At 72.2% G+C, this 22,885-nt stretch carries 20 protein-coding genes; 12 read left to right on the plus strand and 8 right to left on the minus strand.

Annotation, left to right across the window (positions count from 1 at the left end; translation table 11 throughout):
• Positions 1-2: 2 nt before the first annotated feature.
• Together ABZ434_RS13835 and ABZ434_RS13840 are read right to left on the minus strand one after the other, a co-directional pair.
• A complete protein-coding gene (locus tag ABZ434_RS13835) occupies positions 3-1,145 on the minus strand; it encodes an STM4014 family protein (protein WP_359135285.1) in 1,143 nt (380 codons plus the stop codon).
• A 377-nt stretch (positions 1,146-1,522) separates the two neighbouring features.
• A complete protein-coding gene (locus ABZ434_RS13840) occupies positions 1,523-2,476 on the minus strand; it encodes an STM4015 family protein (RefSeq protein ID WP_359135188.1) in 954 nt (317 codons plus the stop codon).
• A gap of 174 nt (positions 2,477-2,650) precedes the next feature.
• Here ABZ434_RS13840 and ABZ434_RS13845 point away from each other — a divergent pair, with 174 nt between their 5' ends.
• Entirely contained in the window at positions 2,651-2,977 is a 327-nt protein-coding gene (locus ABZ434_RS13845) for a hypothetical protein (protein WP_359135190.1), read from the plus strand.
• 62 nt (positions 2,978-3,039) lie between these two features.
• The gene (locus tag ABZ434_RS13850) at positions 3,040-4,041 is read left to right on the plus strand and encodes a DUF6745 domain-containing protein (RefSeq protein WP_359135192.1); all 1,002 of its coding nucleotides are present in this window, start codon (positions 3,040-3,042) and stop codon (positions 4,039-4,041) included.
• A 178-nt stretch (positions 4,042-4,219) separates the two neighbouring features.
• Here the strand turns inward: ABZ434_RS13850 and ABZ434_RS13855 are convergent, their stop codons facing one another.
• Both ABZ434_RS13855 and ABZ434_RS13860 read right to left on the minus strand, forming a co-directional pair.
• Positions 4,220-4,810, minus strand: a complete 591-nt coding sequence (locus ABZ434_RS13855) for a TetR/AcrR family transcriptional regulator (protein WP_359135287.1) — start codon at positions 4,808-4,810, stop codon at positions 4,220-4,222.
• Positions 4,811-4,924: 114 nt separating this feature from the next.
• Positions 4,925-6,133, minus strand: a complete 1,209-nt coding sequence (locus ABZ434_RS13860) for a Glu/Leu/Phe/Val dehydrogenase dimerization domain-containing protein (protein ID WP_359135194.1) — start codon at positions 6,131-6,133, stop codon at positions 4,925-4,927.
• A 290-nt stretch (positions 6,134-6,423) separates the two neighbouring features.
• Between ABZ434_RS13860 and ABZ434_RS13865 the strand changes: the two genes are divergently transcribed.
• From ABZ434_RS13865 to ABZ434_RS13910, 10 genes are all read left to right on the plus strand, one after another.
• Positions 6,424-6,864, plus strand: coding sequence for a PPOX class F420-dependent oxidoreductase (locus ABZ434_RS13865; RefSeq protein ID WP_359135195.1), 441 nt, complete (start codon positions 6,424-6,426; stop codon positions 6,862-6,864).
• 99 nt (positions 6,865-6,963) lie between these two features.
• The gene (locus tag ABZ434_RS13870) at positions 6,964-8,223 is read left to right on the plus strand and encodes an MBL fold metallo-hydrolase (protein WP_359135197.1); all 1,260 of its coding nucleotides are present in this window, start codon (positions 6,964-6,966) and stop codon (positions 8,221-8,223) included.
• Between the two features lie 185 nt (positions 8,224-8,408).
• Positions 8,409-9,428: a winged helix-turn-helix domain-containing protein gene (locus ABZ434_RS13875; RefSeq protein ID WP_359135199.1), complete on the plus strand. Its 1,020-nt coding sequence runs from the start codon at positions 8,409-8,411 to the stop codon at positions 9,426-9,428.
• 181 nt (positions 9,429-9,609) lie between these two features.
• Positions 9,610-10,323, plus strand: a complete 714-nt coding sequence (locus ABZ434_RS13880) for a C39 family peptidase (protein ID WP_359135201.1) — start codon at positions 9,610-9,612, stop codon at positions 10,321-10,323.
• Positions 10,320-11,315, plus strand: a complete 996-nt coding sequence (locus ABZ434_RS13885) for an esterase family protein (protein ID WP_359135203.1) — start codon at positions 10,320-10,322, stop codon at positions 11,313-11,315. The genes ABZ434_RS13880 and ABZ434_RS13885 overlap by 4 nt, the downstream gene beginning before the upstream one ends.
• Before the next feature lie 357 nt (positions 11,316-11,672).
• Positions 11,673-13,640 (plus strand): ATP-binding protein, encoded by a 1,968-nt coding sequence (locus ABZ434_RS13890; protein ID WP_359135205.1) that lies wholly within the window; start codon positions 11,673-11,675, stop codon positions 13,638-13,640.
• A 7-nt stretch (positions 13,641-13,647) separates the two neighbouring features.
• Positions 13,648-14,082 carry a roadblock/LC7 domain-containing protein gene (locus ABZ434_RS13895; protein WP_148017000.1) on the plus strand — a complete coding sequence of 145 codons (435 nt, stop codon included), beginning with the start codon at positions 13,648-13,650 and terminating at the stop codon, positions 14,080-14,082.
• Positions 14,083-14,084: 2 nt separating this feature from the next.
• Positions 14,085-14,456, plus strand: a complete 372-nt coding sequence (locus ABZ434_RS13900; protein WP_359135207.1) for a DUF742 domain-containing protein — start codon at positions 14,085-14,087, stop codon at positions 14,454-14,456.
• Entirely contained in the window at positions 14,434-15,207 is a 774-nt protein-coding gene (locus tag ABZ434_RS13905; protein WP_359135209.1) for an ATP/GTP-binding protein, read from the plus strand. Before ABZ434_RS13900 ends, ABZ434_RS13905 begins: the two co-directional genes overlap by 23 nt.
• Positions 15,204-15,794 carry a GAF domain-containing protein gene (locus tag ABZ434_RS13910; protein WP_359135211.1) on the plus strand — a complete coding sequence of 197 codons (591 nt, stop codon included), beginning with the start codon at positions 15,204-15,206 and terminating at the stop codon, positions 15,792-15,794. The genes ABZ434_RS13905 and ABZ434_RS13910 overlap by 4 nt, the downstream gene beginning before the upstream one ends.
• 52 nt (positions 15,795-15,846) lie before the next feature.
• On the opposite strand, the gene ABZ434_RS13915 is transcribed toward ABZ434_RS13910, so the two are convergent.
• The 4 genes from ABZ434_RS13915 to ABZ434_RS13930 form a co-directional block, all read right to left on the minus strand.
• Positions 15,847-17,775 (minus strand): DUF2264 domain-containing protein, encoded by a 1,929-nt coding sequence (locus ABZ434_RS13915; protein WP_359135213.1) that lies wholly within the window; start codon positions 17,773-17,775, stop codon positions 15,847-15,849.
• Positions 17,776-17,805: 30 nt separating this feature from the next.
• Positions 17,806-20,205, minus strand: a complete 2,400-nt coding sequence (locus tag ABZ434_RS13920; protein WP_359135215.1) for a polysaccharide lyase 8 family protein — start codon at positions 20,203-20,205, stop codon at positions 17,806-17,808.
• 24 nt (positions 20,206-20,229) lie between these two features.
• A complete protein-coding gene (locus ABZ434_RS13925) occupies positions 20,230-21,591 on the minus strand; it encodes a M60 family metallopeptidase (protein WP_359135216.1) in 1,362 nt (453 codons plus the stop codon).
• 158 nt (positions 21,592-21,749) lie between these two features.
• The gene (locus tag ABZ434_RS13930; RefSeq protein ID WP_359135289.1) at positions 21,750-22,844 is read right to left on the minus strand and encodes a LacI family DNA-binding transcriptional regulator; all 1,095 of its coding nucleotides are present in this window, start codon (positions 22,842-22,844) and stop codon (positions 21,750-21,752) included.
• Positions 22,845-22,885 lie beyond the last annotated feature (41 nt).

The following is a 22,885-nucleotide window of genomic DNA, read 5'->3' on the forward strand; positions in this document are numbered from 1 at the left end:
ATTCAGGGAGTCGCGCTGACACGGTGGTTCCTCGGTCGGTTCAGTACGGCGGCGACCTGCGCCGCATAGGTGTCCAGGCCCTCGGCGCCACTGCCGGGCATGCCGGTCAGCCGCGGCAGCAGATCACCGAAGGCGTTGACCTCGCCGACGGCGAAGCGCCGCCAGCCGGTGGCGGGCAGCAGATCCACGCCCACGCACAGCGTGTCCGGGAAGAGGGCGGCCGCCTTCTCGCACACGGCCAGCGCCTCGCCCCAACTGCCGCCGGCGATCTCGACGGCTGCCCGCACCTCGTCGAGATCGCCGCGCTCCCCGCCGAGGTGCAGATTGGTCATGGGGGAGCGGCTGGTGCGGACGACCGCGTGGGTCGCCCGGCCGCCGACCACCACGACCCGCAGATCCGCGACCCGGCCCCGCTGTGAGGCCTTCGGCAGCCAGCGCTCGATGTGCAGTCCGTCCGGCGCGAGTGCGTCGACGATCGCCGCGACCTCCCGCTCCGTCGTGAGCCGGCGGACCCGGAGCGAGTTGTGGAGGCGGCCGGCCGGGTCCCGTTCGACCGAGGTCGACGCCCGGATCCGGCCGGGCCCGGCCGTCTCCACGGCCATCACCCCGGAGGCCGAGGACCCGTGCGCGGGTTTCACGAACACACGCGGCATGCGGTGCTCAGCCATCAGCGCACGCACATCGGCCCAGCCCCGCACCGGAGGCGCGCCCGGTCCCGAGGTCGGTGACGCGGGAACGGGGACGCCCGCGGTGTCCAGCACACCGTGGCACAGGCGCTTGTCGAACAGCACCGCGATGTCTCCGGGGCCGTCCAGGAGGAACGCCCCGGCCGATCTCGCGGCCCGTGCCACGTCCCGTACGGCGGAGGTGAACCGTGCGTACCAGAGAGCCGAACCCTCCACCCGCGTCGGGTCGCCGGCCCCGCGCAGCAGGTGATCGACCTCCAGGTCCTCGCCGGGCGAGTCGATGCGCACGGTCTCCCCGGGCAGGAAGTCCGCGTCCCCTCCCAGCACATCGAGCCAGGACACCGTGCGCGCCCGCGGCAGCCCGGCGGCGCGCACGGCGTCCTGGAAGAGGCCGATCCGGCGGCTTCCCGGATTGCCGACGACCGCCAGGCGCGGCGCGCTACTCGCTGACGGCGGCATGTCGGGAGTCGTCGTCAGCGGGGTCCCAGCGGCCCGCCTCTTCGAGATCGGCAGGGAGACCCTCACGGGTGCCCATCTCCGGACGCGGGACCTCACCGGCTCGGTCGGACAGGGGTGGTGCGGATCCGGCGGGGCCGGACGGGTGAGCGGCCGACCGTCGGAAAGAGCCGGGGCGCCCGTGTCGCAGGGCGTTCCCATGGACAGGGCGAGCGACTCCAGTTGCGCGACGACCGGGGCCGATGCCATCGCCTCGGCAGTCTCGTCCTGGATCTCGCCGCTCTGCACCGGATCCGCGCCGTCCTCGCCCGGCGGCGACAGGATGAGGAGGGGCAGACCGTGGAAGGGCCTCGGGGTGCTCGGCACCGGTCATCGCGCCGTCACTCCGACACCGTGACGTACCGGCCCGCGGCGCCGCGGTCGCCCCACGGCTCGCACCGCTCCGACAGATCCACCCGCACCCCGTGCGGTTCCAAGGCCTCCGTGACCCTGCGCTCCATCGGCTCGGTGAGGAAGTGGTGGTGCAGATCCAGCACATCGAGATGGGTCAGCGGCTGGCCCTCCAGCAGCGCCGCCGCACCCTCGTCGCCGAGGGTGCCGCAGGACAGGTCGAGGGTGCGCAGCCGCGCCACGAGCGGGGCCGAGGCGACGGCGGCCGCGATCTCGTTCTCCACCTCGCTGTTGCGCAGACCGAGATGGTGCAGGGACGGGAAGCGCGTCCCTGAGAGGAGCGGCGCCAGATCCGCCACATCGGCGTCGCCCCCGTAGGCCGAGACGCCCAGCCAGAGGTCGAGCCGCTCCAGGGAGGGCAGTTCGCTGTCCAGCACGCCCCGCACCACGTCCACCGGAAGTCCACCGGCCTCGATGGTCAGTGCACGCAGTTTCTCGTGCTTCGTGGCCGGGAAGACGAGCTCGGAACCGCCGCGCACGCCGAACTCCACCAGCGCGGGAAAAGCGGTGAGCAGCTCGGTGACGTCGCTCTGCTCGATCCAGGAGATCTCCGCCTCCTCCGCTGTCAGATCGCCTACGAACACCGCTTCCAGCGAGGTCAGCCGCTCGGCGGCGGCGATCACCAGACCGATCGGATACGACGACTTCTCCTCGTACGACTCGCCCCACTGACCGATGATCAGCGCGCGGACGCCGGCCGGGTCCACCTCGTCGAGGAACTCGGCGAACTCCTGCTCCCAGGTGCGGTCCTCGTCCTCGTAGGGATCGATCGAAACGCGCCAGGCCGCCGCGTCGGCGGCCGGACGGGGGCTGTCGTTCGTCCCGGACCGGAAATCGACGGCCGGAAGGCCGAGGAGCTCGTGCAGGTGGTCGGCATCGGACATGGGCTGAGCTCCTGATGGCGGCGACGGATTGATGTCCGCAAGGTCTATCAAGCGCCACTGACAACGCAACGGCCGACCCCGCCCGCCGACGCGCACCGGCCGGTTGTCAGACCCCCGCCGTAGCGTTTTCGACGTGGCCGGCACAGCGGGTGCCGGTGCGGAGGGGAGACGTCTGTGTACCGGCAGGGCGACGTACTGATCATGGCGCTGGAGGAGTCCGCGGTGCCCGCGAACCTCCTGGAGGCACCGGGCGAACTGCGCGACGGGCGCGGCCGGCTGGTCCTCGCGCTCGGCGAGGTCACCGGAAATGCGCACGCGGTGCCGGGGGCCGGACGACTGATCCGGGAGGGCGGGGTGTTCGGCCCGATGCTGCTCCACCTTCCCGACGGCGGACGTGTGGTGCACGAGGAGCACGCGGTGATCTCGCTGCCGAAGGGCTGGTTCCGGGTGGTGCGCCAGCGCGAGTACGCACCGGGGGCCGTCCGCATCGTCGCGGACTGAGCAACCGCAACAGTCACCCACTCGACAGCACCAGGAACACAGGAACAGGGGACGGGCAACCGATGCAGTACGTGGACTCTTGGCGGGCCGTGGCGGCGGCTACCGGCGCGGCGGACCGGGCGGCGGCCGAGGACGGGGTGCGGCTCGCCTACCGCAAAGCGGGACTGGCCGAGCCGGCGCAGTTCGTCTGGGCCGATTCACCCAAGGCCGCCGTCGAAGCGGTGGAGAAGCTGACCGACCCGGGACGTTCCGTACGGGACGACGTACGGACCCGGCCCTGGGCGGAGGAACGGCGCCGAATGTACGACGAGTTGGGCCCGGCCGGCTGGTCCGCTCTGTGGTCCGCCACCGGCGCCCAGCTCTGGGAGACGACATCGGCACTCGCCGACCGCATACGGGCGGGTGTCGTGGCGGACCTCACCGTGAAGCCGGAGGACGAGTCGGACGTCCGGATGGTCCTGCTCGACGCCGTGCTGGGTCAGCACGACGCGGCCTGGCTCGCCGCCTTCGACGGCCGGGGCGACCGGCTCGACGGACTCGCTGCCGTCGCGAGGAACGCCGGCTGGTGGTGGCCCTACGAGCGCGCTGTGGTGCTCAGTGAGCGTCCCGGGGTACTGCACCGCGACGAGGCGGGCCGGCTGGACAGCGGCGACGGCCCCGCACTCGCCTACCGTGACGGCTTCGCCCTGTACGCCTGGCGCGGCATGCCGGTGCCCGCCGCATTCCTGGCGGAGCTCCGCGCACTGACTCCCGAGCGGATCCGGGCCGAGGACAACGCGGAGCTGCGCCGCGTGATGCTGGAGTTCTACGGGTACGACCGCTATCTCACCGAGTCCGGGGCCGAACCGGTGCACCGGGACGAGACGGGCGTTCTCTGGCGGATCCCGCTCGACGGCGACGAGGACGTGGTCATGGTGGAGGTGGTCAATTCCACTCCGGAGCCGGACGGGACGTGTCGCACGTACTGGCTGCGGGTGCCGCCGCATACCAGGACCGCGAAGGAGGGGGTCGCGTGGACATTCGGGCTCCAGGGCGAGTCCTACGCGCCTGTGCGGCAGACCTGAGACCTGACGGGCTTCCCCGGGACGGGAATCAGGGGACGGGGTCCGGAGGGGGGACAGAGGGCTCGGCGGAGCCGGGCACGGCGGGCGAGGCCCGTGAGGTGGCCGGGCCGCCGTGAAGCCGTCGCATCCGGTGGAGCAGCCGGGAACCGACCAGCTTCGCGCCGGCGGCCCCCATCGGTCATCCCGTCAGGGTCTCGTGGGCGATGCCCAGTTCGCGGGCGAGGGCCTCCTCGGTCCACTCCAGCATCGTGGCCCGGGACAGCGGACCCGCGTACGACGTCATCTGCACCGCCAGCCCGTCCAGCAACGCGGTCAGCCGCCAGGCGACGGACATCGGGTCGTCGCACTCGAACTCGCCCGCGGCCGCACCTTCTTCGATGACTTCGGCCAGCTCCGCCTTCCACTGCTGGTCGAGATCGCCCGCGACATTGCGCAGGGCCGGGTCGCGGAGCGAGGCAGCCCACCCCTCGATCCACAGCCGCCAGCCCTTGGCCTGGCCCGTCGGCGCGTACCAGCGCACGGCGGCACGCAGTCTGCGCACCGCGGTCGTGCGGCGGCTGAGGAGCTTGCGCAGGTGGGCCAGATCGGCTTCGGCAGCGTGTGCGAAGGCGGCGGCGACCAACTTCTCCTTGGTGGAGAAGTGGTAGAGCACAAGGGCGTTGCTCACACCGAGCACGGACGCCACATCGGCGATCCGTACGGCTGCGACACCCCGTACCTCGATCTGCTCGACGGCAGCGCGCAGCAACTCCTCGCGCCGCTCCGCCACACCCAACCGCACTCTTGCCACGGCGTCACCCTAACCAATGCCCGGTCCGAAGCAGGCCGGGGGCGGGGCCTCAACCGGCCCCGCCCCCTTGCCGCGGCTCCGCGAGGCTTGTGGTCAGCGGTACCAGCCGAAACGGTCGGCCATCACTGGCAGTCTGTCGGCGACGAGGGCGTGTGCCGCCGCGCGCGGAGTGCAGCCATCCGCCGAGGCACGGGCCAGCACGAGTTCGATGAGGGTGCGCATGGCGCCCCGGATGTGAGCGAAGGCTTCGTCCGCGTCCGCGTCGATGTCCCCGAACAGGGTCCACCACCACCAGGCGTTGGTACCCGAGTTGACGACGACATCGGGCAGCACCGTGATCCCGCGCGCGGCCAGAAGTGCCTCCGCTTCCGGCAGCACCGGCATGTTGGCCGCCTCGACGACCCAACGGGCGGTGATACGGGCCTGGTTCGTCAGGTCGATGGCATAGGAGACGGCCGCGGGTATCAGCACCTCCGCCTCCTGGGTCAGCCAGGCGTCGGCGGGCAGTTCCAGATCCGTGTCGCGCAGCACACCGCGGTCCACCGTTCCGTAGGCGTCGCGGGCGCCCAGGAGGGCCTCGACGTCGAGACCGGCGGGATTCGCGATCGTGCCCTTGACGTCGGCGACGGCGACCACGCGCAGGCCGGCCCGGGACAGGAACCTGGCGGTCGCCCCGCCCATGGTGCCGAGCCCCTGGAGGGAGACCCTCGCGCCCCCGTGGGCGACTCCTGCCCCGTCCAGGGCGGCGAGCGCGCACTCGGCGACCCCGCAGCCGCCGGCCAGTTCGTCCAGGCCGATGCCGTCCACCTCGACGGCGAAGGCGTCGGCCAGCCGCCGGCGCGCCCCGGCCTCGTCGTCGAGCAGCGGATAGACCGCCTGGACGGTGGAGACGAGGCCTGCCTCCGCGGCGGCGCGGTCGACAAGGTCCTGGGTGAGCCCCAGGTCCTCGCCGGTCGTCCAGACGCTTTCCACGTACGGGCGCACCGCGCGCAGATAGCGCACGAGAATGCCGTACGCCGCCGGATCGCGGGGGTCGCAGTCGATGCCGCCCTTGGCGCCGCCCAGCGGGATGTAGCGCGCCCCGGACCGGTCCGCGTCGAAGTGGAGTGCTTCCTTCATGGTCATGCCGCGGGCCAGCCCGGCCACCTCGTCCAGGGTGCAGCCCGCCCGCATGCGCAGTCCGCCGCTGGACACCCCCCGCACCAGGCGGTCGACGACGAGGTGCCCCTGGCGGCCCGTGACGTGGTCGGTCCAGGTCAGCGAGATCAGCGGGGCGGGCGGGGACACCGTCGGTGTCGTCATCGTGGGTGCTCCTCGGTCACGGCGGTGGGGGCAGGACCGGGAACGCCGGGAAATCGAGGGAGCGGGCCGCCGCCCCCTGCCGGCCTACGGCCATATACTGAATCGGCAGTCAGTATTGGGACCCGGCGGCGCACTGTCAATGCGGCCTGTGCCGCGTCGTCGGCCCGTGGCCGGAGCGTGCCTGTGGGGCTCGTGCGGGCGGCACCCGGAGGTGGCCGGATCCGGCCACATGCGGAAGAGGCGCCCACCGGATGCGGAATCCTGCGGACGGACCGGACGTTGGATTCGGCATGACGGGATTCGATGCACGGCAGCAGGCACTGCTACGGCTGGTCGCCGAGGAGAGCGGCGGCGTGCTGGTGACGCTCAGGCGGGACGGCAGGCCGCAGCTTTCCAACGTCAATCACTTCTACTACCCCGACGAGCGCATCATCCGTGTATCGGTCACCGAAGGTCGGGCGAAGACCAGGAACGTCTCGCGGGACCCGCGGGCCGGCTACCACGTGACCAGCCAGGACCGCTGGGCCTGGACGGTCGTGGACGGCACGGCCGAGCTCACTCCGGTGGCCGCCGATCCCGACGACGCCACCGTGGAGGAACTGATCACGCTCTACCGGGACGTCCAGGGAGAGCATCCCGACTGGGACGACTACCGCAAAGCCATGGTCAGGGACCGGCGGATCGTCCTGAGGCTCCACGTCGAGCACGTGTACGGGCAGCCGCGTGGCTGAACGGGCCCATCCGGAGTGCCATCCCGTTGGGTGCTCCGCTCTCGCACAGTCATCACCCCTGTCCATAATGAGACGATACCGACTCCCTCAGGAGATCTTGTGACCGGCGCTGACTCCAAGCTTCCGCTCCGCACCAGGCTGCGTGCGCTGCGCCCCGCAGCCTTCGGGGCCGATCCGGGCGGCGCCCGGATGGAGCGCATCCGCCGTTCCCCCAACTTCGCCGACGGGGTCTTCCAGAACCCGGTGGGGGCCAGGATCAGACCCTCCGGGTCGGCTCTCGAGTTCGCGAAGGTCTACTTCCGCAAGGAGGAGCGGGTCCTCAGGACGCCGACCGGGACCGTCCCCGTGCATGCCACGACCCTGGCCGACCTTGCCGAGCCGCCCGCCTCCGGCCTGCGGCTCACCTGGATGGGGCATTCCAGCGTGCTCGCCGAGATCGACGGACGGCGTGTGCTGTTCGACCCGGTCTGGGGTGAGCGCTGTTCTCCGTTCGCCTTCGCCGGGCCCAAGCGCGTGCATCCCGCGCCGGTGCCGCTCGGCGCCCTCGGGCCGGTCGACGTCGTGGTGATCTCGCACGACCACTACGACCACCTCGACCTGCCGACGATCCGTTCCCTCGCCGGCACCGCCACGGTCTTCGCCGTACCGCTCGGGGTCGGTGCTCACCTGGAGCGCTGGGGCGTACCCCTGGACCGGATCCACGAGCTCGACTGGAACGAGTCCACGACCGTCGCAGGCATCAGCCTGACCGCCACGCCCGCCCGGCACTTCTGCGGCCGTGGTCTGCGCAACCAGCAGCACACCCTCTGGGCGTCCTGGGCCGTCGCCGGGCCCGAGCACCGGATCTACCACAGCGGTGACACCGGCTACTTCCCCGGCTTCAAGGAGATCGGCGCCGAGCACGGCCCGTTCGACGCCACCATGATCCAGATCGGGGCGTACAGCCAGTACTGGCCGAAGGACCAGACGGACAGCAGGCCGGAGCCCGGCGCATGGCCGGACATCCACATGAGCCCCGACGAGGGCGTGCAGGCCCATCTCGACCTTCAGGGCGACGACCCGTCGGCCGGCATCATGCTGCCGATCCACTGGGGAACGTTCAACCTCGCCCTTCATCCATGGGCCGAACCCGCCGAGTGGTCCATGCGTGCCACGCAGTTCGCCGGCGTGACGATGGGGGCGCCGCGACCGGGCCAGCCGTTCGAACCCGCCCATACGCCGGCCGTCGAACCGTGGTGGCGCGGCGTGGCCGCCGAACCGGCACCGGGATGGGGCAACTGGCCCCCCGTTCACGTACAGCTTCCCGGCGGAGCCAAGGCCACGGCCACCCCCGACCGCGACCGGGCCCCCCAGGCGTGAGCGGTCGCGCCGGCCGCCGCCCCGGGCGGCCGGCGCCATGGGAGCAGGATGGGCTCATGCGGTGGCGGCCCGTGCGGTGACGTGGCGGCGGGGGCGGCCGGTGCGGTGACGTCCGAACGGGGTGGGGAGGCGGTCGAACGGCGGTACGCTGCGGCCCGAGGAGCTCACTTCCCGGGGGAGCGGCCATGCTGCGGGTGCACTTCACGTCCGAGGACCTGGCAAGAGTCAGGGTGGCCCCCGGCCCGGACTTCCTCTGGGAGATCAGCAACAGCGTGCAGACCCTGCAACGGCGCGACGGCGAAAGGGTGTTCGGCACCTGGCGCCGCTGGGTGCGGCCGCGGCTCTCCGCCAGTCCCCGGCTGCTCTCCTCGCTCCTGCCCCCGCGCGGCTACTCACCCGACTTCCTCACTCCCACGTCCGGCGACCGCGCCACCCTGCAGGCAGCTCTCGACACCTTGATGAGTACGCCGCGGCCGCGCCTGCGGACCGACCTGACCCACCTGGCGGGCTCCTTCCAACTGCCGGGCTGGGTGGGATCGCTGGCCGGAGGCGACACCGATACGCTCCGGCGGCTGGGCGGAGCCCTGGGCACGTATCAGCGTGAAGCGCTCGCTCCGTACTGGCGGCGCGTCCACGCCCACATCGACGCCGATCGCGCCGTCCGGCTGCACAGCCTGCTCGACGGGGGGACCGAGGGCCTGCTGACCGGGCTCGGACCGCAGTTCCGCTGGCGTCCGCCCGTCCTGGAAGTGACGTACCCGGTGGATCAGCACCTTCACCTGGGCGGCCGGGGGCTCGTGCTCCAGCCGTCGTTCTTCTGCTGGCCCACGCCGATCACGCTGGCCGACGGAGATCTGCCGCCCGTTCTCGTGTATCCCATCCACCATGCCCCGGACTGGGCCGGGCCGGCCCCGGTCCCCGGGCCCCGTCCCACCAATGACACGGGCCCCCTGGGGCCGCTGCTCGGTCACACCCGTGCGGGCGTCCTGCGCGCGACCCGCACCGGCTGCTCCACCGTCGAGGCGGCCCGGCTCCTGGACGTGACCCACCCGGCCGTCAGCCAGCACCTCAACGTGCTGCGAGCGGCGGGACTGGTCGCAACGGTGCGCAGGGCCGGACGCTCCTTCCACGTCGCGACCGCCGAGGGGCGGGCCCTGCTGGCCTCCACGGAACGGCCCCCCGGGTCGACGGAGTGCGGACCCTGAGGCGCGGAGGGTGACGGCCGGGATCTGACGGTCGCTCATGTACCGCCGTAAGCCACAACTTTCGCCGCTTGTGCCCTTCGCGCGGCAACGGCGACGCTGATCCCGCTGTGCCGTACAGCCGCACGTTTCCCGAACGCGTTTCTGCCCGCAAGGCCACCCCCCACCCTCCTCAGGAGCCTTCATGCGTAAGAGACTTGTGTCCGCCGCGATCGCCGTCGCCGCCGCCGGAGCTCTCCTCCAGCCCACCCTGGCCCAGGCGTCACCCGTACCGCACACCTCGTCCGTGTCCGTGCTCGGGCACGGCTCGAAGGCCGGTACGGCCGTCGTCAGCGGACGGAACGAGCCGGGCACCCGGCTGGAGGTCGCTGCCGGACGTACGCAGAGTGCCCACTGGCTGCAGATCGACTACCAGGTCCAGGAGACCGGTTACTGGTGCGGCCCGGCGGCCACCCGCATCGCGCTCTCCGCCCGGATGGCGCCGCCGAGTCAGGGAGACCTGGCCTGGCAGCTCGGCACCACCCAGAACGGCACCGACCACATCGGCCAGGTCACGAGCGTGCTCAACTCGAACCTCGGCGGTGGCTGGTACGAGACCAAGGAGATGCCGAACGACCCGCCCACGCAGGCGCAGCGGGATCTGCTCTGGTACGACATCGTCTTCGACATCGACCGCAACTACCCGCTGGTCGCCAACATCGTGGCCCCGCCCGGCAATCAGCCGCCCGGCTACCCGTCGGACCAGACGATCTACCACTACTTCACCGTCTTCGGCTACGACGAGGTGGACCGCACCGTCCTCATAGCCGACCCCGCCTCCTTCGGCGGGAACCAGATCTACTGGATCTCCTTCGATCAACTCGCCACGCTGATCCCGCCGAAGGGCTACTCGGCATGAGCGCCCACGAGCACCGTCCCACTCGCAGAAGCGTCATCAGGGCCGCCGGCGGGCTCTCCGCCGCATTGGCACTGGGCGCCGGGAGCGTCCTCGCCACGGCAACGGCTGCCGGCGCCGCGGGTGACGGCTTCGGGCTGCGCATCGTGGACCGGAACGAGAGCGACCCCCGGATGCGGTACTTCCGGTTCGCGACCGACGCGATCGGCTGGGACCCCGCGGTGAACGTCCTGCTCCCCGACGGCTACCACACCTCAGGCCGCCGCTACCCGGTGCTCTACCTGCTGCACGGCGGCGGTACGGACCAGGACTTCATCACGTTCGACCGCGCGGGTATCCGGGCCTGGACGGCGGGCCGGCCGGTCATCGTCGTGATGCCCGACGGCGGGCACGCGGGGTGGTACTCCAACCCGGTCAGCTCCAACGCCGGGCCCCGGAACTGGGAGACCTTCCACATCGCCCAGTTGCTGCCCTGGATCGACGCGAACTTCCGTACATATGCCGAGTACGACGGCCGTGCCGTGGCCGGGTTCTCGATGGGCGGCTTCGGTGCGCTGAAGTACGCGGCCAAGTACTACGGCCATTTCGCCTCGGTGAGCGCACACTCCGGCCCGGCCAGCCTGCGCCGGGACGCCGGACTGGTCGGCCACTGGGCCAACGCCTCGTCGGCGGCCGTGGAGCTGGCCGGCGGCACGGTGTACGGCGTGCCGCTGTGGGACCAGGCCAGGGTCAGCGCCGACAATCCGGTCGAGCGGATCGAGAGCTACCGGAACAAGCGGGTCTTCCTGGTGGCGGGCACCAGCCCCGATCCGGTCAACTGGTTCGACCAGGTCAACGAGAACCAGGTGCTGGCCGGGCAGCGGGAGTTCCGCGCACTGCTCGGTGGCGCCGGCATCCCGCACGAGTGGCACGAGGAACCCGGCGGGCACGTCTTCCGCGACTACATGTTCCGGCGCGACCTCGACGGCATCATCGCCAGACTTCGCAAGGCATAGCGCTCCCGCACACGAGCAGCCCCCTCGACGGCCGTCGAGGGGGCTTGCGGCGTACGCGGGCCCGGTACTGCCTTCGTCCGCTCCGCGGTACCGCCGACGGGGTGCCGGTCCACCGGGAATGCCGTGGGTGAAATCGGTCGCTCGTGCGAGAGGTCATACCAGAGCGGGACGGATGGCGGGCAAGTTCCACAACTGCCCGTCGCACCCTCGCACGGGACGACTACCGTGTGTGCTCGGTGATCAACGGTGGGCTCATATTCTCCGAGCCTGCCCGGCCGATGACCCGAGAATGACCGACCACCGTAGGTGCCACCACATGAATGCCGATTCCTGGGGCCCCACGTACCGAGGACGCTGATGTCTCAACTTCGCGCACCCGACGCGCGACCGGAACGACGAGAGGGCGGGCGGCACGGCCGACCGGGGCCCCGTTCCCACTCGGCCGCGGCCAGGCCCCGCACTGCCAGGCCGTCCCTTGAGGCGCGCATACGCCCCCAACTCCTGCGCACCGCGGTCCTGCCGGCCGTCGCCGTCGCACTGGCAGGCGCCGCAGCCGTCATCTTCACCGCCCGAACCGGCGGCGCCCGGCCCTCCAGGGAACTCTGGACGGCGCTCGGCGCCGCGGGCGCGCTGGCGATCGCCGCGATGGTCGCCGCCTTCCTGGCCGCCAACCGGGTCGCCACCACGGTCCTCGGCCGCTGTCTGGCCCTGCGCCGGGCCAGTGCCCAGGGCCAGGCCGATCTGCAACGAGTGGTGGAACAGCTGCGCAACGGCGAACCCGTCCCCGCGCGGCGCCCCCCGCAGGCCCTGGCACCGGGCAGCGACGCCTTCGAGCTGCTCGCGCAGGAACTCGGACGCCAGCAGGAGGGCGCCGTGGCCGCCGTCGTCCAGGCGTCCCGGCTGTCCCGGTTGTCCGAGCACACCGGCGAGGACCAGAAGGTCGAGGTCTTCGTCAATCTCGCCCGCCGCCTGCAGTCGCTCGTACACCGCGAGATCCAGCTGCTCGACGAGCTGGAGCACCAGGTCGAGGACCCGGATCTGCTCAAGGGGCTCTTCCACGTCGACCACCTGGCCACGCGCATCCGCCGGCACGCCGAGAACCTCGCCGTCCTCGGCGGCGCCGTCTCCCGGCGGCAGTGGAGCAACCCGGTCACCATGACGGAGGTGCTGCGCTCGGCGATCGCCGAGGTGGAGCAGTATCCGAGGGTCAAACTCGTACCCCCGATCGACGGCACGCTCCGCGGGCACGCGGTAGCCGACGTGATCCACCTGCTCGCCGAACTGGTCGAGAACGCCACCGTGTTCTCCGCCCCGCAGACGCAGGTCCTGCTCCGCGCCCAGCGCGTCACCGCGGGTCTCGCCCTGGAGGTGGAGGACCGGGGCCTCGGCATGCCGGGCGACGAGCAGAAGCGGATGAACGCCCTGCTGGCCGACCCCGACCAGGTCAATGTCGCCCGCCTGCTCCAGGACGGCCGGATCGGCCTGTTCGTGGTGGCATCACTGGCCCGCAGACACGGCATCGCCGTACGCCTCCAGAGCAACATCTACGGCGGCACCCAGGCCGTGCTCGTCCTCCCGCAGCCCCTGCTCGGCGCCGACGAGGACGCGTCCCCCGAGGGCACCGCCGCACCGGCCCCGCCCCTCGGCCCCGTGCACCGCCCGCCGCCCCCGGAGGAGAGCCCGGGACGCCGCAGCCCGGCCCCCGGCGGACCGGCGCCCGCCCCCGAACCGGAGCGCCGGCCCTACGTACCGCAGCAGCAGCAACTGCGGCTGCAGCAGTCACCGCCGCCGCGTCAGGGCGAGGGCCCCCCGCTCCCGCTGCGCGCCGAGCGCCTCGACCGGCCCACCGCCGCCGAAGGCCTTCCGGGCAGCCGGTCCACGGACGACGCGGTCCCCGCGCTCCCCCAGGAGACCGGAGTCGTGCGCGGCACGATGGGCCGGCCCCAGCTCCCCAGGCGGGCCAACCAGGAACACCTCGTCCCGCAGCTCAGGGAGGCTCCCGCACCGCGCCCCGAGGAGGAGCCCACCCTGCACGACCCGGGTCTGGTGGCGGCCTTCCGGCGCGGCATCGACCTCGCCGAGGCCCGCGAGGAGGCAGAGGCGGAGACCGCCCCGGACCTCGACTCCGGGGCTCCCCCCGCCGCCGGGCCGGGCACCGGCGGGCCCGGGGACGTGCGGACCGGCCAGGAGCTGTCCGGACCGGCCCGGGCCCCACTGGCGCCGCTCCCGGTCCGCGGCGCCGCTCCCGTGGAGCTCCGCGGAGCCGGCTCGTACCACAGCGGTCAAGACCCAATCGAAGCGCACGTGAACACCACCAAGGAGTAGATGCACCATGGCGACCGATATGCCGTCCGGTCAGGTCTCGGACCTCGACTGGCTGCTGAGCGGGCTGGTACAGCGCGTGCCGTACACGCGCAGCGCGGTCCTGCTGTCCGCCGATGGGCTGGTGAAGTCCCTCCACGGCATGGACGCCGACAGCGCCGACCACATGGCCGCGCTGGCGGCCGGCCTGTACTCGCTCGGCCGCAGTGCCGGGGCCCGGTTCGGGGACAACGGAGAGGTCCGCCAGGTGGTGGTGGAGCTGGACTCGACGCTCCTGTTCGTCGCCACCGCGGGCTCCGGCACCTGTCTGGCCGTGCTCGCCGGGCGGAACGCCGACGCCGCCGTGCTGGGATACGAGATGACGATGCTGGTCAAGAGCGTCCGGCCCTATCTGATGACGCCGACGAGACAAGCGGCCGGGGTGCCGGGCGCCTCGGGGCTGTGACCGTGCCGGCCACGCAGGACGGGCCGTTGCTCGACGATGCGGCAGGCCGCCTCATCCGCCCCTACACCGTGAGCAACGGCCGCACCCGTCCCACGACCATGCTCGACCTGCTCTCCCTGGTGATGGCCACCGGGGCCGTCCCGCAGGCACACCTCGGCCCCGAGCACTCCGTGGCGCTCGGGCTGTGCGGCGGGCCCACATCGGTGGCCGAGATCGCCGCACATCTGCGACTCCCCGCTGTCGTGACCAAGGTCCTGCTCTCGGACCTGGTCGACTGCGGTGCCGTCACCGCGCATCCGCCCGCCTTTCATGACATGCCCACTGACCGATCCCTGCTGGAGGCAGTGCTCGATGGCTTACGACGACAGCTCTGACGGCTTCGACGGCTCCGCCCCGTACGCGGGGACCGGGGGCCCCGGACACGTCGGCTACGCGGACGCCCCGGGCGGCGGCGGGTACGCGGACCCGCCGGGTCACGCCGGACACGAGAACGGGGCCGGCACATCCGGGTACGAGGACCCCGGAAGCCCCGAAAGCTTTCCCGTCGCGCTCAAGGTGCTGGTGGCGGGCGGTTTCGGCGTCGGGAAGACGACGTTCGTCGGTGCCGTCAGCGAGATCGCGCCCCTCAGCACGGAGGAACTGCTGACGCAGGTCAGCGTGGCGACGGACAGCCTCGAAGGCATCGAGTCCAAGACCTCCACCACCGTGGCGATGGACTTCGGCCGCATCACGCTGGACGAGCAGCACGTGCTCTATCTGTTCGGCACACCCGGACAGGAGCGCTTCTGGTTCATGTGGGACGAACTCTCCCAGGGCGCGCTCGGAGCGGTCGTGATCGCCGACACCCGCAGACTGGAGGAGTGCTTCGCCGCCGTCGACTTCTTCGAACGGCGCGGGATCGGCTTCATCGTCGCGGTCAACGAGTTCGACGGTGCCTTCCGCTACGGCCCCGAAGAGGTGAGGGCGGCCCTCGACCTCGCGCCGGCGGTCCCGGTCGTCCTCTGTGACGCCCGCATCGCGAGTTCGGGTACCGGCGCTTTGGTCACCCTGGTCCAGCACCTCATCAACGCCACCGCCGAACCGGCTCCGCTGACCGGATACGGAAGCTACGGAGCCCATCCGTGACGGGCCCGCACGCCCTTGGACGGCTGCTGCTGACACCCGTCGACAGCGACGCCCAGGTCCGGACCCAGCGGCTGCGCAGCCTCGGCCTGGGCGAGCGGCCGGACGCCTCGTTCGACAACTTCGACGCCTTCGCCGACCGGGTGGCCGAAGTCACCGAGGTGCCCTTCTCGATGGTCAACTTCATCGACGGGAACCGCCAGTTCTTCGCCGGGCTGCACACCCCGGCGGGCACCTGGAAGGGCTCCGACCTGGGGGCCGTGGCGGCGGGCAGTGGCCGCAGGGGCCGCTATGTGGCCCTCGATCACGGCTTCTGCCCGCACGTCGTCGTCCGGCGCAAGGCGCTGGTCCTGGAGGACGTGTGCGACTACCCGCGCTTCGCCGGAAATCCGGTCGTCGACGACATAGGCATCCGCTCCTACCTCGGGGCGCCGCTCATCGACCGCACGGGCATCGCCCTGGGCGCCGTCTGCGCCGTCGACGTCGTGCCCCGCCCGTGGGGACGGGCGGGACTCGACACGATCAAGTCCCTGGCGCAGGAGCTCGTCGGGCACATCCACCGGCGGGAGGAGAATATTCTCGGATTCTGAGTGCCGGGCGACAGGCACGCCGTTCCGGGAACGCCGGCCGGCGCGGCCGCCGTCAGGCCTCGACCGTGCGGCCGTCCAGGAAGGTGAGCACGACCGCGTCACCGTCGACCCGCACCCCCACGGCCGTGCGCAGCGCCTCGGGGTGAATGCTGTCGCGGGACAGCACGGCGAGCGAGACATGGACACTGCGTCCACCCGCATGGGGTCCCGTGCGTAGATACGGCACCGCCGAGTGCGGGCCGTACGCGTTGGACTCGACGTCGCGCGCCACGGCGGCGCCGTCCGCGCCCCCGTCCCAGCCGTACAGCGCGACCAGTGCGCTGCTCAGGCCGTCGGCCGTGCGCGCGAGCGCCCAGTCGGGCGCCGACACGGCGAACGGGCTCCGCGTGTCCGCGACCGCGTGGCCGCCCTCGCGGACCACCGCGCCCTCGGGTGCCTCGACCCGGTGCACCCGGATTTCCCACGGACCGTGGAGCACACTCGTCGTCTCGATGCGGTACGCGCGCCCGTCACCGGGCAGCCGGGCGGCCGACCACGAGGAGGCGACGCGGTCCTGGCAGCGCAGCGGATGGATCCGGCGCCGCCGCGACGGGGTGCCGTCCGGGGCGAGCAGGGCCAGATGGCCGTCGACATTCCGTGCCAGGGCGTGCGGCGCGGATTCCGGCGCGGTGGCGGTCGAGTACGCGAGCTTCGCGTAGTGCGGATCGTCCGCGCCCGCGCCCCGGTCCGGGTCGGCGCCGGCCTCGGTGTCCGGCGCGGGTGGATTGTGGTCGCTGCCGTGGTTGACGAGACGGACGATGCCGTCGTGCCGGGTACCGTGCAGCAGCCAGCCGGGGGCCGGCAGAGCGACGTAGGTGTCGGACTCCTCCACGGGCAGGGGGAGTTCACGTGCCGTCCAGACCTCGTGGTCCGGGGGGAGCAGCAGGCCGAGGAAGCCCTTGCTCGCCCAGTACGGGGAAGCGGGTCCGGAGTAGGGCTGGGTGGACGGCAGGAAGGTGTCGTACCAGCCGAGCGTCAGCAGTCCCCTTTCATCCGGTACCCCGCGCTCGGCGAAGTGCCGCAGCGCGCCGGACGCGAGCCGTCGGGTCAGGCCGGGGGCGAGCGGCGTGCAGTCGGCCAGCGCGCCCATCCAGACGGGGGCGAGAGCGGCGAACCGGTAGGTGAGGGAGCGGCCCTGGTGGACCGGGGCGCCGTCGGCCCCGAAGAAGTACGGATAGTCCGCCAGGAACCTGCTCAGACGCTGCCGGTGGACCGCGGCCCGGCCGCCGTCGCCGCCCGGGCCGGCGATCCGGGCCCACAGCAGCGGGTACAGATGCATGGCCCAGCCGATGTAGTAGTCGAAGTTGCGGCCGTCCCCGTCGGTGTACCAGCCGTCACCGACGTACCAGTCCTCGATCCTGTCCAGTCCCTCCTCGATGTCCGAGGAGCTGTAGGGCGCTCCCACCGAGGCGAGGAACTGCTCGGACACCACCTGGAAGAGCCGCCAGTTGTTGTCCCAGGTGCGGCCGCCGACGAACCCGGAGAACCAGTCGACGACCCGCTCCTGCACCTTCGCGTCCAGACGGTCCCAGATCCACGGCCGGGTCTCGTGCAGCGCGACCGCGACCGACGCCGCCTCCACCATCTGCTGCGAACAGTCCGTCAGCCGCGGCCACGCCTCCCCGCTCGCCGGGTCCGTGCCGGCCGCGAGACCGGCCGCGTACCGCTCGGTCAGCGCGGGATCGACCGCCCCGCCCGCGCCCGCGATCCGGCAGGCGGCGAGGAGGAACGACCGGGCGAACCCCTCCAGCCCGTCGGACACGACCCCGGACCAGCTGCCGCGGCCCGGCAGCCGGTACTGGGCGAATCCAGGGGTCGCGTACGGGGTCAGCGCGTCCAGCATCCGGTCGGCGGTCGCCTCCCAGTGCGCGCGGGTCCAGCCGGTACGTGACGACAGGATCCGGTCGGTCGGCGGCAGATGCAGATGCGGGGCGACGGACATGGTGGTGCTGCTCCCAGGAATCGGTGTGGGTTACCGGACGAGTTCGGCGTGGTGGGTGTGGCCCCTGGAGCCGCCGACCGCGACGGTGAGGACGGGCCGGGGCCCCGGGGTGAGGGTCACGGTGTCGTCGGCGGCAGTCACCGACCGTGCGGAGTGGGGGAGTTCGAGCGAGACCACGGTCTGGGTCCGGCCAGGGTCGGCGACCGCGACGGACATGCGCGCGCCCCGCCGCCGCACGAGGACCGTCGCCGGACCGGACGCGGTGATCCCGGCCACCGAACCGGCTCCCCAGAAGTGCACGGCGGTCAGCCCCGTCCTGCGGTCCTCCACGGCCTGCGCGGTGGCGTCGTTCGCCACGATCCGCACCGGCCGCGAGCGCGACCACAGCGCAGTGGCCGCCGCTGACGCGCCGGGCAGCAGCACATAGGCGTAGGACGCGTCGGTGGGGGAGACGCCGTGGTCCATCCACAGCGTGGCGTAGCGACGGGTCACGGGGTCGGTGCTCCCTCCGGTGTCCGCACCGGTGTTGATCGCCCGCCAGGTGCCGGTGCGCTCTTCGCGCAGCACCCTCAGGGGGGTCGTGCCGGGGAAGACGTAGCCGCCGGTGCCGTCGAGATGCGCCCATCCCGCCCGGGGGACGGCTCCGCTCCGGCCCTGTTCCACTCCGTCCACCAGCAACCGGTTGCGGCCCTTCGGGCCGAGGTTGCGGTTCTCCACGACCGTCTCGACCGTCCGGCCGTCGCTCGCGGTGATGCCCGCGCCGAGCGCGACCACCACGTTGTCGAGGAGGAACCACGACTTCCTGGCCCGCAGGGTGGTGCCCTCGGCCCCCACCACCTCCATCGCGGCGGCGGTGTGCCTGTCGTCGAGCACCGCACCGCCCGCGACGGCGTTCGACGGCAGGTAGGTGGAGGTCCCCCCGCCTGTGCCGAGATCGCTCCGCTCGCGCGTGTCGACCGTGGTGCCGGGGAGACGGTACGGGTCGACGGTCGGCCAGAAGCCGTCGTTGAACTGCCCGAGGCCGTCTCCGTCGTAGAGGTACGTCATGCCGTCGCCGGTGTACCAGCTGTGCAGATTCTCGCCGTTGCCCGCCTCGTACGCGGAGATGCGCTTGGACGAGAGGGACAAGGAGCACGCCCAGCCGGGGCGGCGGTGCACCACGCGGTCCATGTCGGCGAAGACGAAGCTGCCCGTGGTGCGGGCCTCGGCAGGGATGCCCGGATCCTCGAGTACGGCTTTGGCCAGGGCGAGTTGGGGGAGTGTGGCCAGGGCGGCGAACGGGGTGGTGCGGTTGCGGGTCAACCAGCCCTTCGCCAGGGCCCTCCACCGGTCCGCCCGGTCGGCCGGCGCACCCGATGCCAGCAGCAGGATCGCCGCGACGGCGGCCGCGCCGTCCCGGTGGTCGCCCGCGCGCTCCCGGGACACGGCACGCCCGCGCACCGCGTCCATCATCAGCCCGTCGAAGATCACCGGGGCGAAGCTGCGCTCCACGGCGTCGTACATCACCGAGACCTCCGGGTCGGCGACCGCCCAGGGGGAGCCGGCGAGCAGCGACAGCAGCCAGGCCGCGCCTTGGAGCAGCACGGTGCCGTACGAGCCGGTGTACGCGACCACGCCGTGCTGGACGAACGAGCCGTCCTCGTAGAACCCGTCCCCCGAACGCGTCTGACGGAAAAGGCTGTTGCGTCCGGAGTCGCGCACGTCGGAGAGCGCGTCGCGGGCGGATGCCACCTTGGTGGCGTCCTTGCCCAGCAGCCCGCGCAGGGCGACGATCACGGCCTTGTCGGTGCGGTTGGCGCCGGTCTCGGACAGGGTGGGGGAGTTGGTGCGGCGGTCGGCGTCCGGGCAGAAGCGGTCGACGACCGCCAGATGGTCCGCGAGGTCGCCGTCCGTCAGCCGCCCGCGCAGCAGCACGCAGGTGTCCATCAGTGCGCGCGGAGCGCCGATCTCCCAGAACCACCAGTTTCCGCTCTCCCGGGCCGCCGGGTGGTAGGCGGTGTCGTGGACGAACCGCAGTGCGGAGACGAGGGCGTCAGCCGCCTCCGCACTGCCCGACAGCGAGGTGCCGGGGGTGGCCCATGCCGTCGCGAGCGTGCGCAGCCGTGTGTAGCTCTGCCCGAAGTTGCCCGGAGCGGTGACGGGCGCAAGATCGGTCCACAGCGCCGTGCGCCCCGCGCCGCGGTCCAGGGTGTCCCAGAGCCCCTTCGCCGTGCTGTCCAGGCCCGCGACGCCGGCGGCGAAGCCGGGGTCCGCGGGATCGAACCCGCCCCCGGTCAGGAGGGCTTCGGCGCGGGTCAGCAACCCGTCGAAGTCCTCGTCCGCACTCCGCGACGGGCGTGGTGGCTCAGTGGCCCGCGCCGGGCCCGCGACCAGGGCTGCGGACACCGCGGCGCCGCCCGCCGACAGCAGGGTCCTTCTGCTCAACTGCATGGTGGCTCCTGCCTCGTGCTCCGGTCAGTCGCTGAGGGTGCTCGGGTCGACGGGCGGCTGCGGCAGGTCGAGAGCCGCCAGTTCGGCCCTGCCGACGGCGTCGATCGGGAACGCCCAGGTGTTCACGAAGAAGTCGGTGAGGTCGTAGCCCGCGACGCGGCTGGAGTAGGTACTCAGCGCGCGGTACCTCTTGGCGTCCTCCGTGTAGTCCGACTGCGGGTTCTCCTCGCGCACCAGTCGGTGCATCCGGGGCCAGAAGTCGTCTCCGAAGGCGAGTTCGAGCTGGCGCAGCGGCACGAGCTTCTCGTAGGCGCCGAAGGACTTCTCGTACGTCAGCCCGGCCGTGCCGAACTTCGCTCGTGAGGTCTGGAAGGCGGTGAGGCCGGTCACCGGATCGACGGTGAGCAGGTTGGACGGCTGCTCCAGGGTGCGCTGGGCGGCCAGCGAGTAGATGTTGACCGTGACCTCGGTCAGGCCACCCGGCTTGTACGCCATCTGCTGGTGGAGGTGGCCGAGTTCGTGGTAGAGCCCCCAGCCGCGTGTGCGCAGTCCCTCCACGGTGGTGGCCCGGTCGAGATAGGCCCTCGGGAAGCCGTTGTAGCCATGCGTGGCGTAGGCCCCGACGCCTGTGGGCACCTTGCTGACCTCGGTGAAGTGGTACGGCCCCGCCTTGCGCCGGTGCACCGGCTTCGAGCCGTCCAGCCCGCTGATCCGGGCGTGCGAGTCGATGATCGTCTCGACCAGCCGGAGCAGTGCGGCATGGTCCTCGCCGCGGTACAGCAACGCGCCCTCGCGGGTCAGCGTCACGATGGTGTTCGGGCCGTGCAGCTCCACCCAGGGCGAGGCGGTGAGGGTGTCGAGCCGGTGCTGGTACGCGGCCTCCGTGGTGCTGCCCAGGGTGAAGACCGGCATGGGGACGGTGCCGGAGCGGAACAGTACGCCCGCTCGCTCGCCCTGCCCGGTGAGCGTCAGGTAGACCGGGCCGCCGTGCGGGTCGCTCACGGTGTTGGCGCCCGCGGTGAGCGGGTAGCTGCGGGGCGCGGTGACCTCCCCGTAGTAGTCCCAGGCGCCGATCCACAGGGTGGGTACCAGGCCGTCGTACGGCTGCACGGTGAGGGAGAGCGGCGCGTCGGCGGGGGCGTACAGACCGGTCGGCTGGAACTCCGAGCCGCGCAGGGCCTGTGCCAGCCTCAGCCGCTCGGCCTCGGCGGCCGGCCGGGCGGTGACGGTCAGCGAGACCGGGCGGACGCCGGGGCCGCGGCCGGTGGCGGCCTGTGCGGAGACGGCACCGGCGCCGAGCGCGGCCACCGCCCCCGCACCGACGGCGAGGACGGCGCGGCGGCCGACCGAAGGGGAAAGGGGGCCGGAGGAGCTGAACTTACGCATGCGGAACTCTCCCTGCAGAAACGAAAGAGGGGCGGAAGCGTGCGGAACGGGGAAGGGCGTTCCGTCAGCATGTAAGCGGTTGCTGTCGAGCCGCAAGGGGAGTCGCGAAGTTACTGTGATTTTCTATGGCCAACTGCGGACAGGCGGGAAGTAACCGGTCACATACGGCCGGGCCTGCCGGCTCGGGGTGCTACGGAATCGCGTACCACGATGTGGGTGCCGAGGCGCAGGACACCCGTCGTGGGCTCGCGCCAGTCGTCCTCGTCCCCGCCCGAGACGGCGAGCCGCACGGCCTGGCGGCCCATCTCCTCCAGAGGTACGTGGACGGTGGTCAGCCGGGGACGCAGCTCCTGGGCGACGGGGATGTCGTCGTATCCCACCAGCGAGATGTCCTCCGGCACCCGGACCCCGGCCTCCTCCAGTGCCTGTGCGGCACCTGCGGCGACCACGTCGTTGGCTGCGAACACGGCGGTGAACTCCGGCCCGTCCCGCAGAAGTTCTGCCATCCGCCGATAGCCGAAGTTACGGCTGAAGGCGCCGGGCTGGGACAGGTCCGGGTCGATGGCGACGCCCCGCAGCTCCAGGGCGCGCCGGTGGCCGGCCAGCCGGTCGCGGGTGGTGGAGAGCTTGGGCGGGCCGCCCAGGTAGAGGATCCGCTCGTGGCCCTGCATCAGCAGATGGTCGGTGATGGCGAAGGCGCCGCCCTCGTTGTCGTACTCGACGGCCGCGGTGGGCGCGGCCTCGCCCAGGGGCGGCCGTCCGCACAGCACCAGCTTGGATCCGCCCGCGTCCAGCTCGCGGGCCCGGCGGGCCAGCTCGGAGGTGTAGCCACGGTCGGCGATCGACCCGCCGACCACCACCACCGCGTCCGCCCTGCGCTCGTGCATCAGGTCGATGAAGGCCAGCTCGCGCTGGGGGTCGCCCTGGGTGCAGCAGACCAGGCAGAGCCGCCCCCCGCGGGCCGCCTCGCGCTCCACACCGCGTGCGATGTAGGCGTAGAAGGGGTCGATGACCTCGTTGACGATGATGCCGACGGTGCGGTTGGAGACGCCGGCCAGGGCGCGGGCGTGCGCGTTGACCACGTAGCCGAGCTCGCGCATGGCCGACTCGACCCGTTCCCGGGTGGCCTCCGCGACGGGGTAGTTGCGGTTCAGGACGCGGGAGACGGTGGCCGTCGAGACGCCTGCGCGCCGTGCGACGTCGGTGACCGTGGCCCGCCGCTGTCCGTCCGCGGCCGTGCTCTGCCGGCGCATCCGGCTCACCCCCTGGTGGCTGTTGTGTGACGCCGAGCCTA

The organism is Streptomyces sp. NPDC005761 (assembly GCF_040630635.1).
In the GTDB taxonomy this organism is placed as follows: domain Bacteria; phylum Actinomycetota; class Actinomycetes; order Streptomycetales; family Streptomycetaceae; genus Streptomyces.

What these genes read in the sequence shown, in the direction of transcription:
- ABZ434_RS13835 (WP_359135285.1), bottom strand. Translation starts at nt 1,145, where the DNA reads ATGCCGCCGTCAGCGAGTAGCGCGCCGCGCCTGGCGGTCGTCGGCAAT.
- ABZ434_RS13840 (WP_359135188.1), bottom strand. Translation starts at nt 2,476, where the DNA reads ATGTCCGATGCCGACCACCTGCACGAGCTCCTCGGCCTTCCGGCCGTC.
- ABZ434_RS13850 (WP_359135192.1), top strand. Translation starts at nt 3,040, where the DNA reads ATGCAGTACGTGGACTCTTGGCGGGCCGTGGCGGCGGCTACCGGCGCG.
- ABZ434_RS13860 (WP_359135194.1), bottom strand. Translation starts at nt 6,133, where the DNA reads ATGACGACACCGACGGTGTCCCCGCCCGCCCCGCTGATCTCGCTGACC.
- ABZ434_RS13865 (WP_359135195.1), top strand. Translation starts at nt 6,424, where the DNA reads ATGACGGGATTCGATGCACGGCAGCAGGCACTGCTACGGCTGGTCGCC.
- ABZ434_RS13875 (WP_359135199.1), top strand. Translation starts at nt 8,409, where the DNA reads ATGCTGCGGGTGCACTTCACGTCCGAGGACCTGGCAAGAGTCAGGGTG.
- ABZ434_RS13880 (WP_359135201.1), top strand. Translation starts at nt 9,610, where the DNA reads ATGCGTAAGAGACTTGTGTCCGCCGCGATCGCCGTCGCCGCCGCCGGA.
- ABZ434_RS13885 (WP_359135203.1), top strand. Translation starts at nt 10,320, where the DNA reads ATGAGCGCCCACGAGCACCGTCCCACTCGCAGAAGCGTCATCAGGGCC.
- ABZ434_RS13890 (WP_359135205.1), top strand. Translation starts at nt 11,673, where the DNA reads ATGTCTCAACTTCGCGCACCCGACGCGCGACCGGAACGACGAGAGGGC.
- ABZ434_RS13895 (WP_148017000.1), top strand. Translation starts at nt 13,648, where the DNA reads ATGGCGACCGATATGCCGTCCGGTCAGGTCTCGGACCTCGACTGGCTG.
- ABZ434_RS13905 (WP_359135209.1), top strand. Translation starts at nt 14,434, where the DNA reads ATGGCTTACGACGACAGCTCTGACGGCTTCGACGGCTCCGCCCCGTAC.
- ABZ434_RS13915 (WP_359135213.1), bottom strand. Translation starts at nt 17,775, where the DNA reads ATGTCCGTCGCCCCGCATCTGCATCTGCCGCCGACCGACCGGATCCTG.
- ABZ434_RS13920 (WP_359135215.1), bottom strand. Translation starts at nt 20,205, where the DNA reads ATGCAGTTGAGCAGAAGGACCCTGCTGTCGGCGGGCGGCGCCGCGGTG.
- ABZ434_RS13925 (WP_359135216.1), bottom strand. Translation starts at nt 21,591, where the DNA reads ATGCGTAAGTTCAGCTCCTCCGGCCCCCTTTCCCCTTCGGTCGGCCGC.
- ABZ434_RS13930 (WP_359135289.1), bottom strand. Translation starts at nt 22,844, where the DNA reads ATGCGCCGGCAGAGCACGGCCGCGGACGGACAGCGGCGGGCCACGGTC.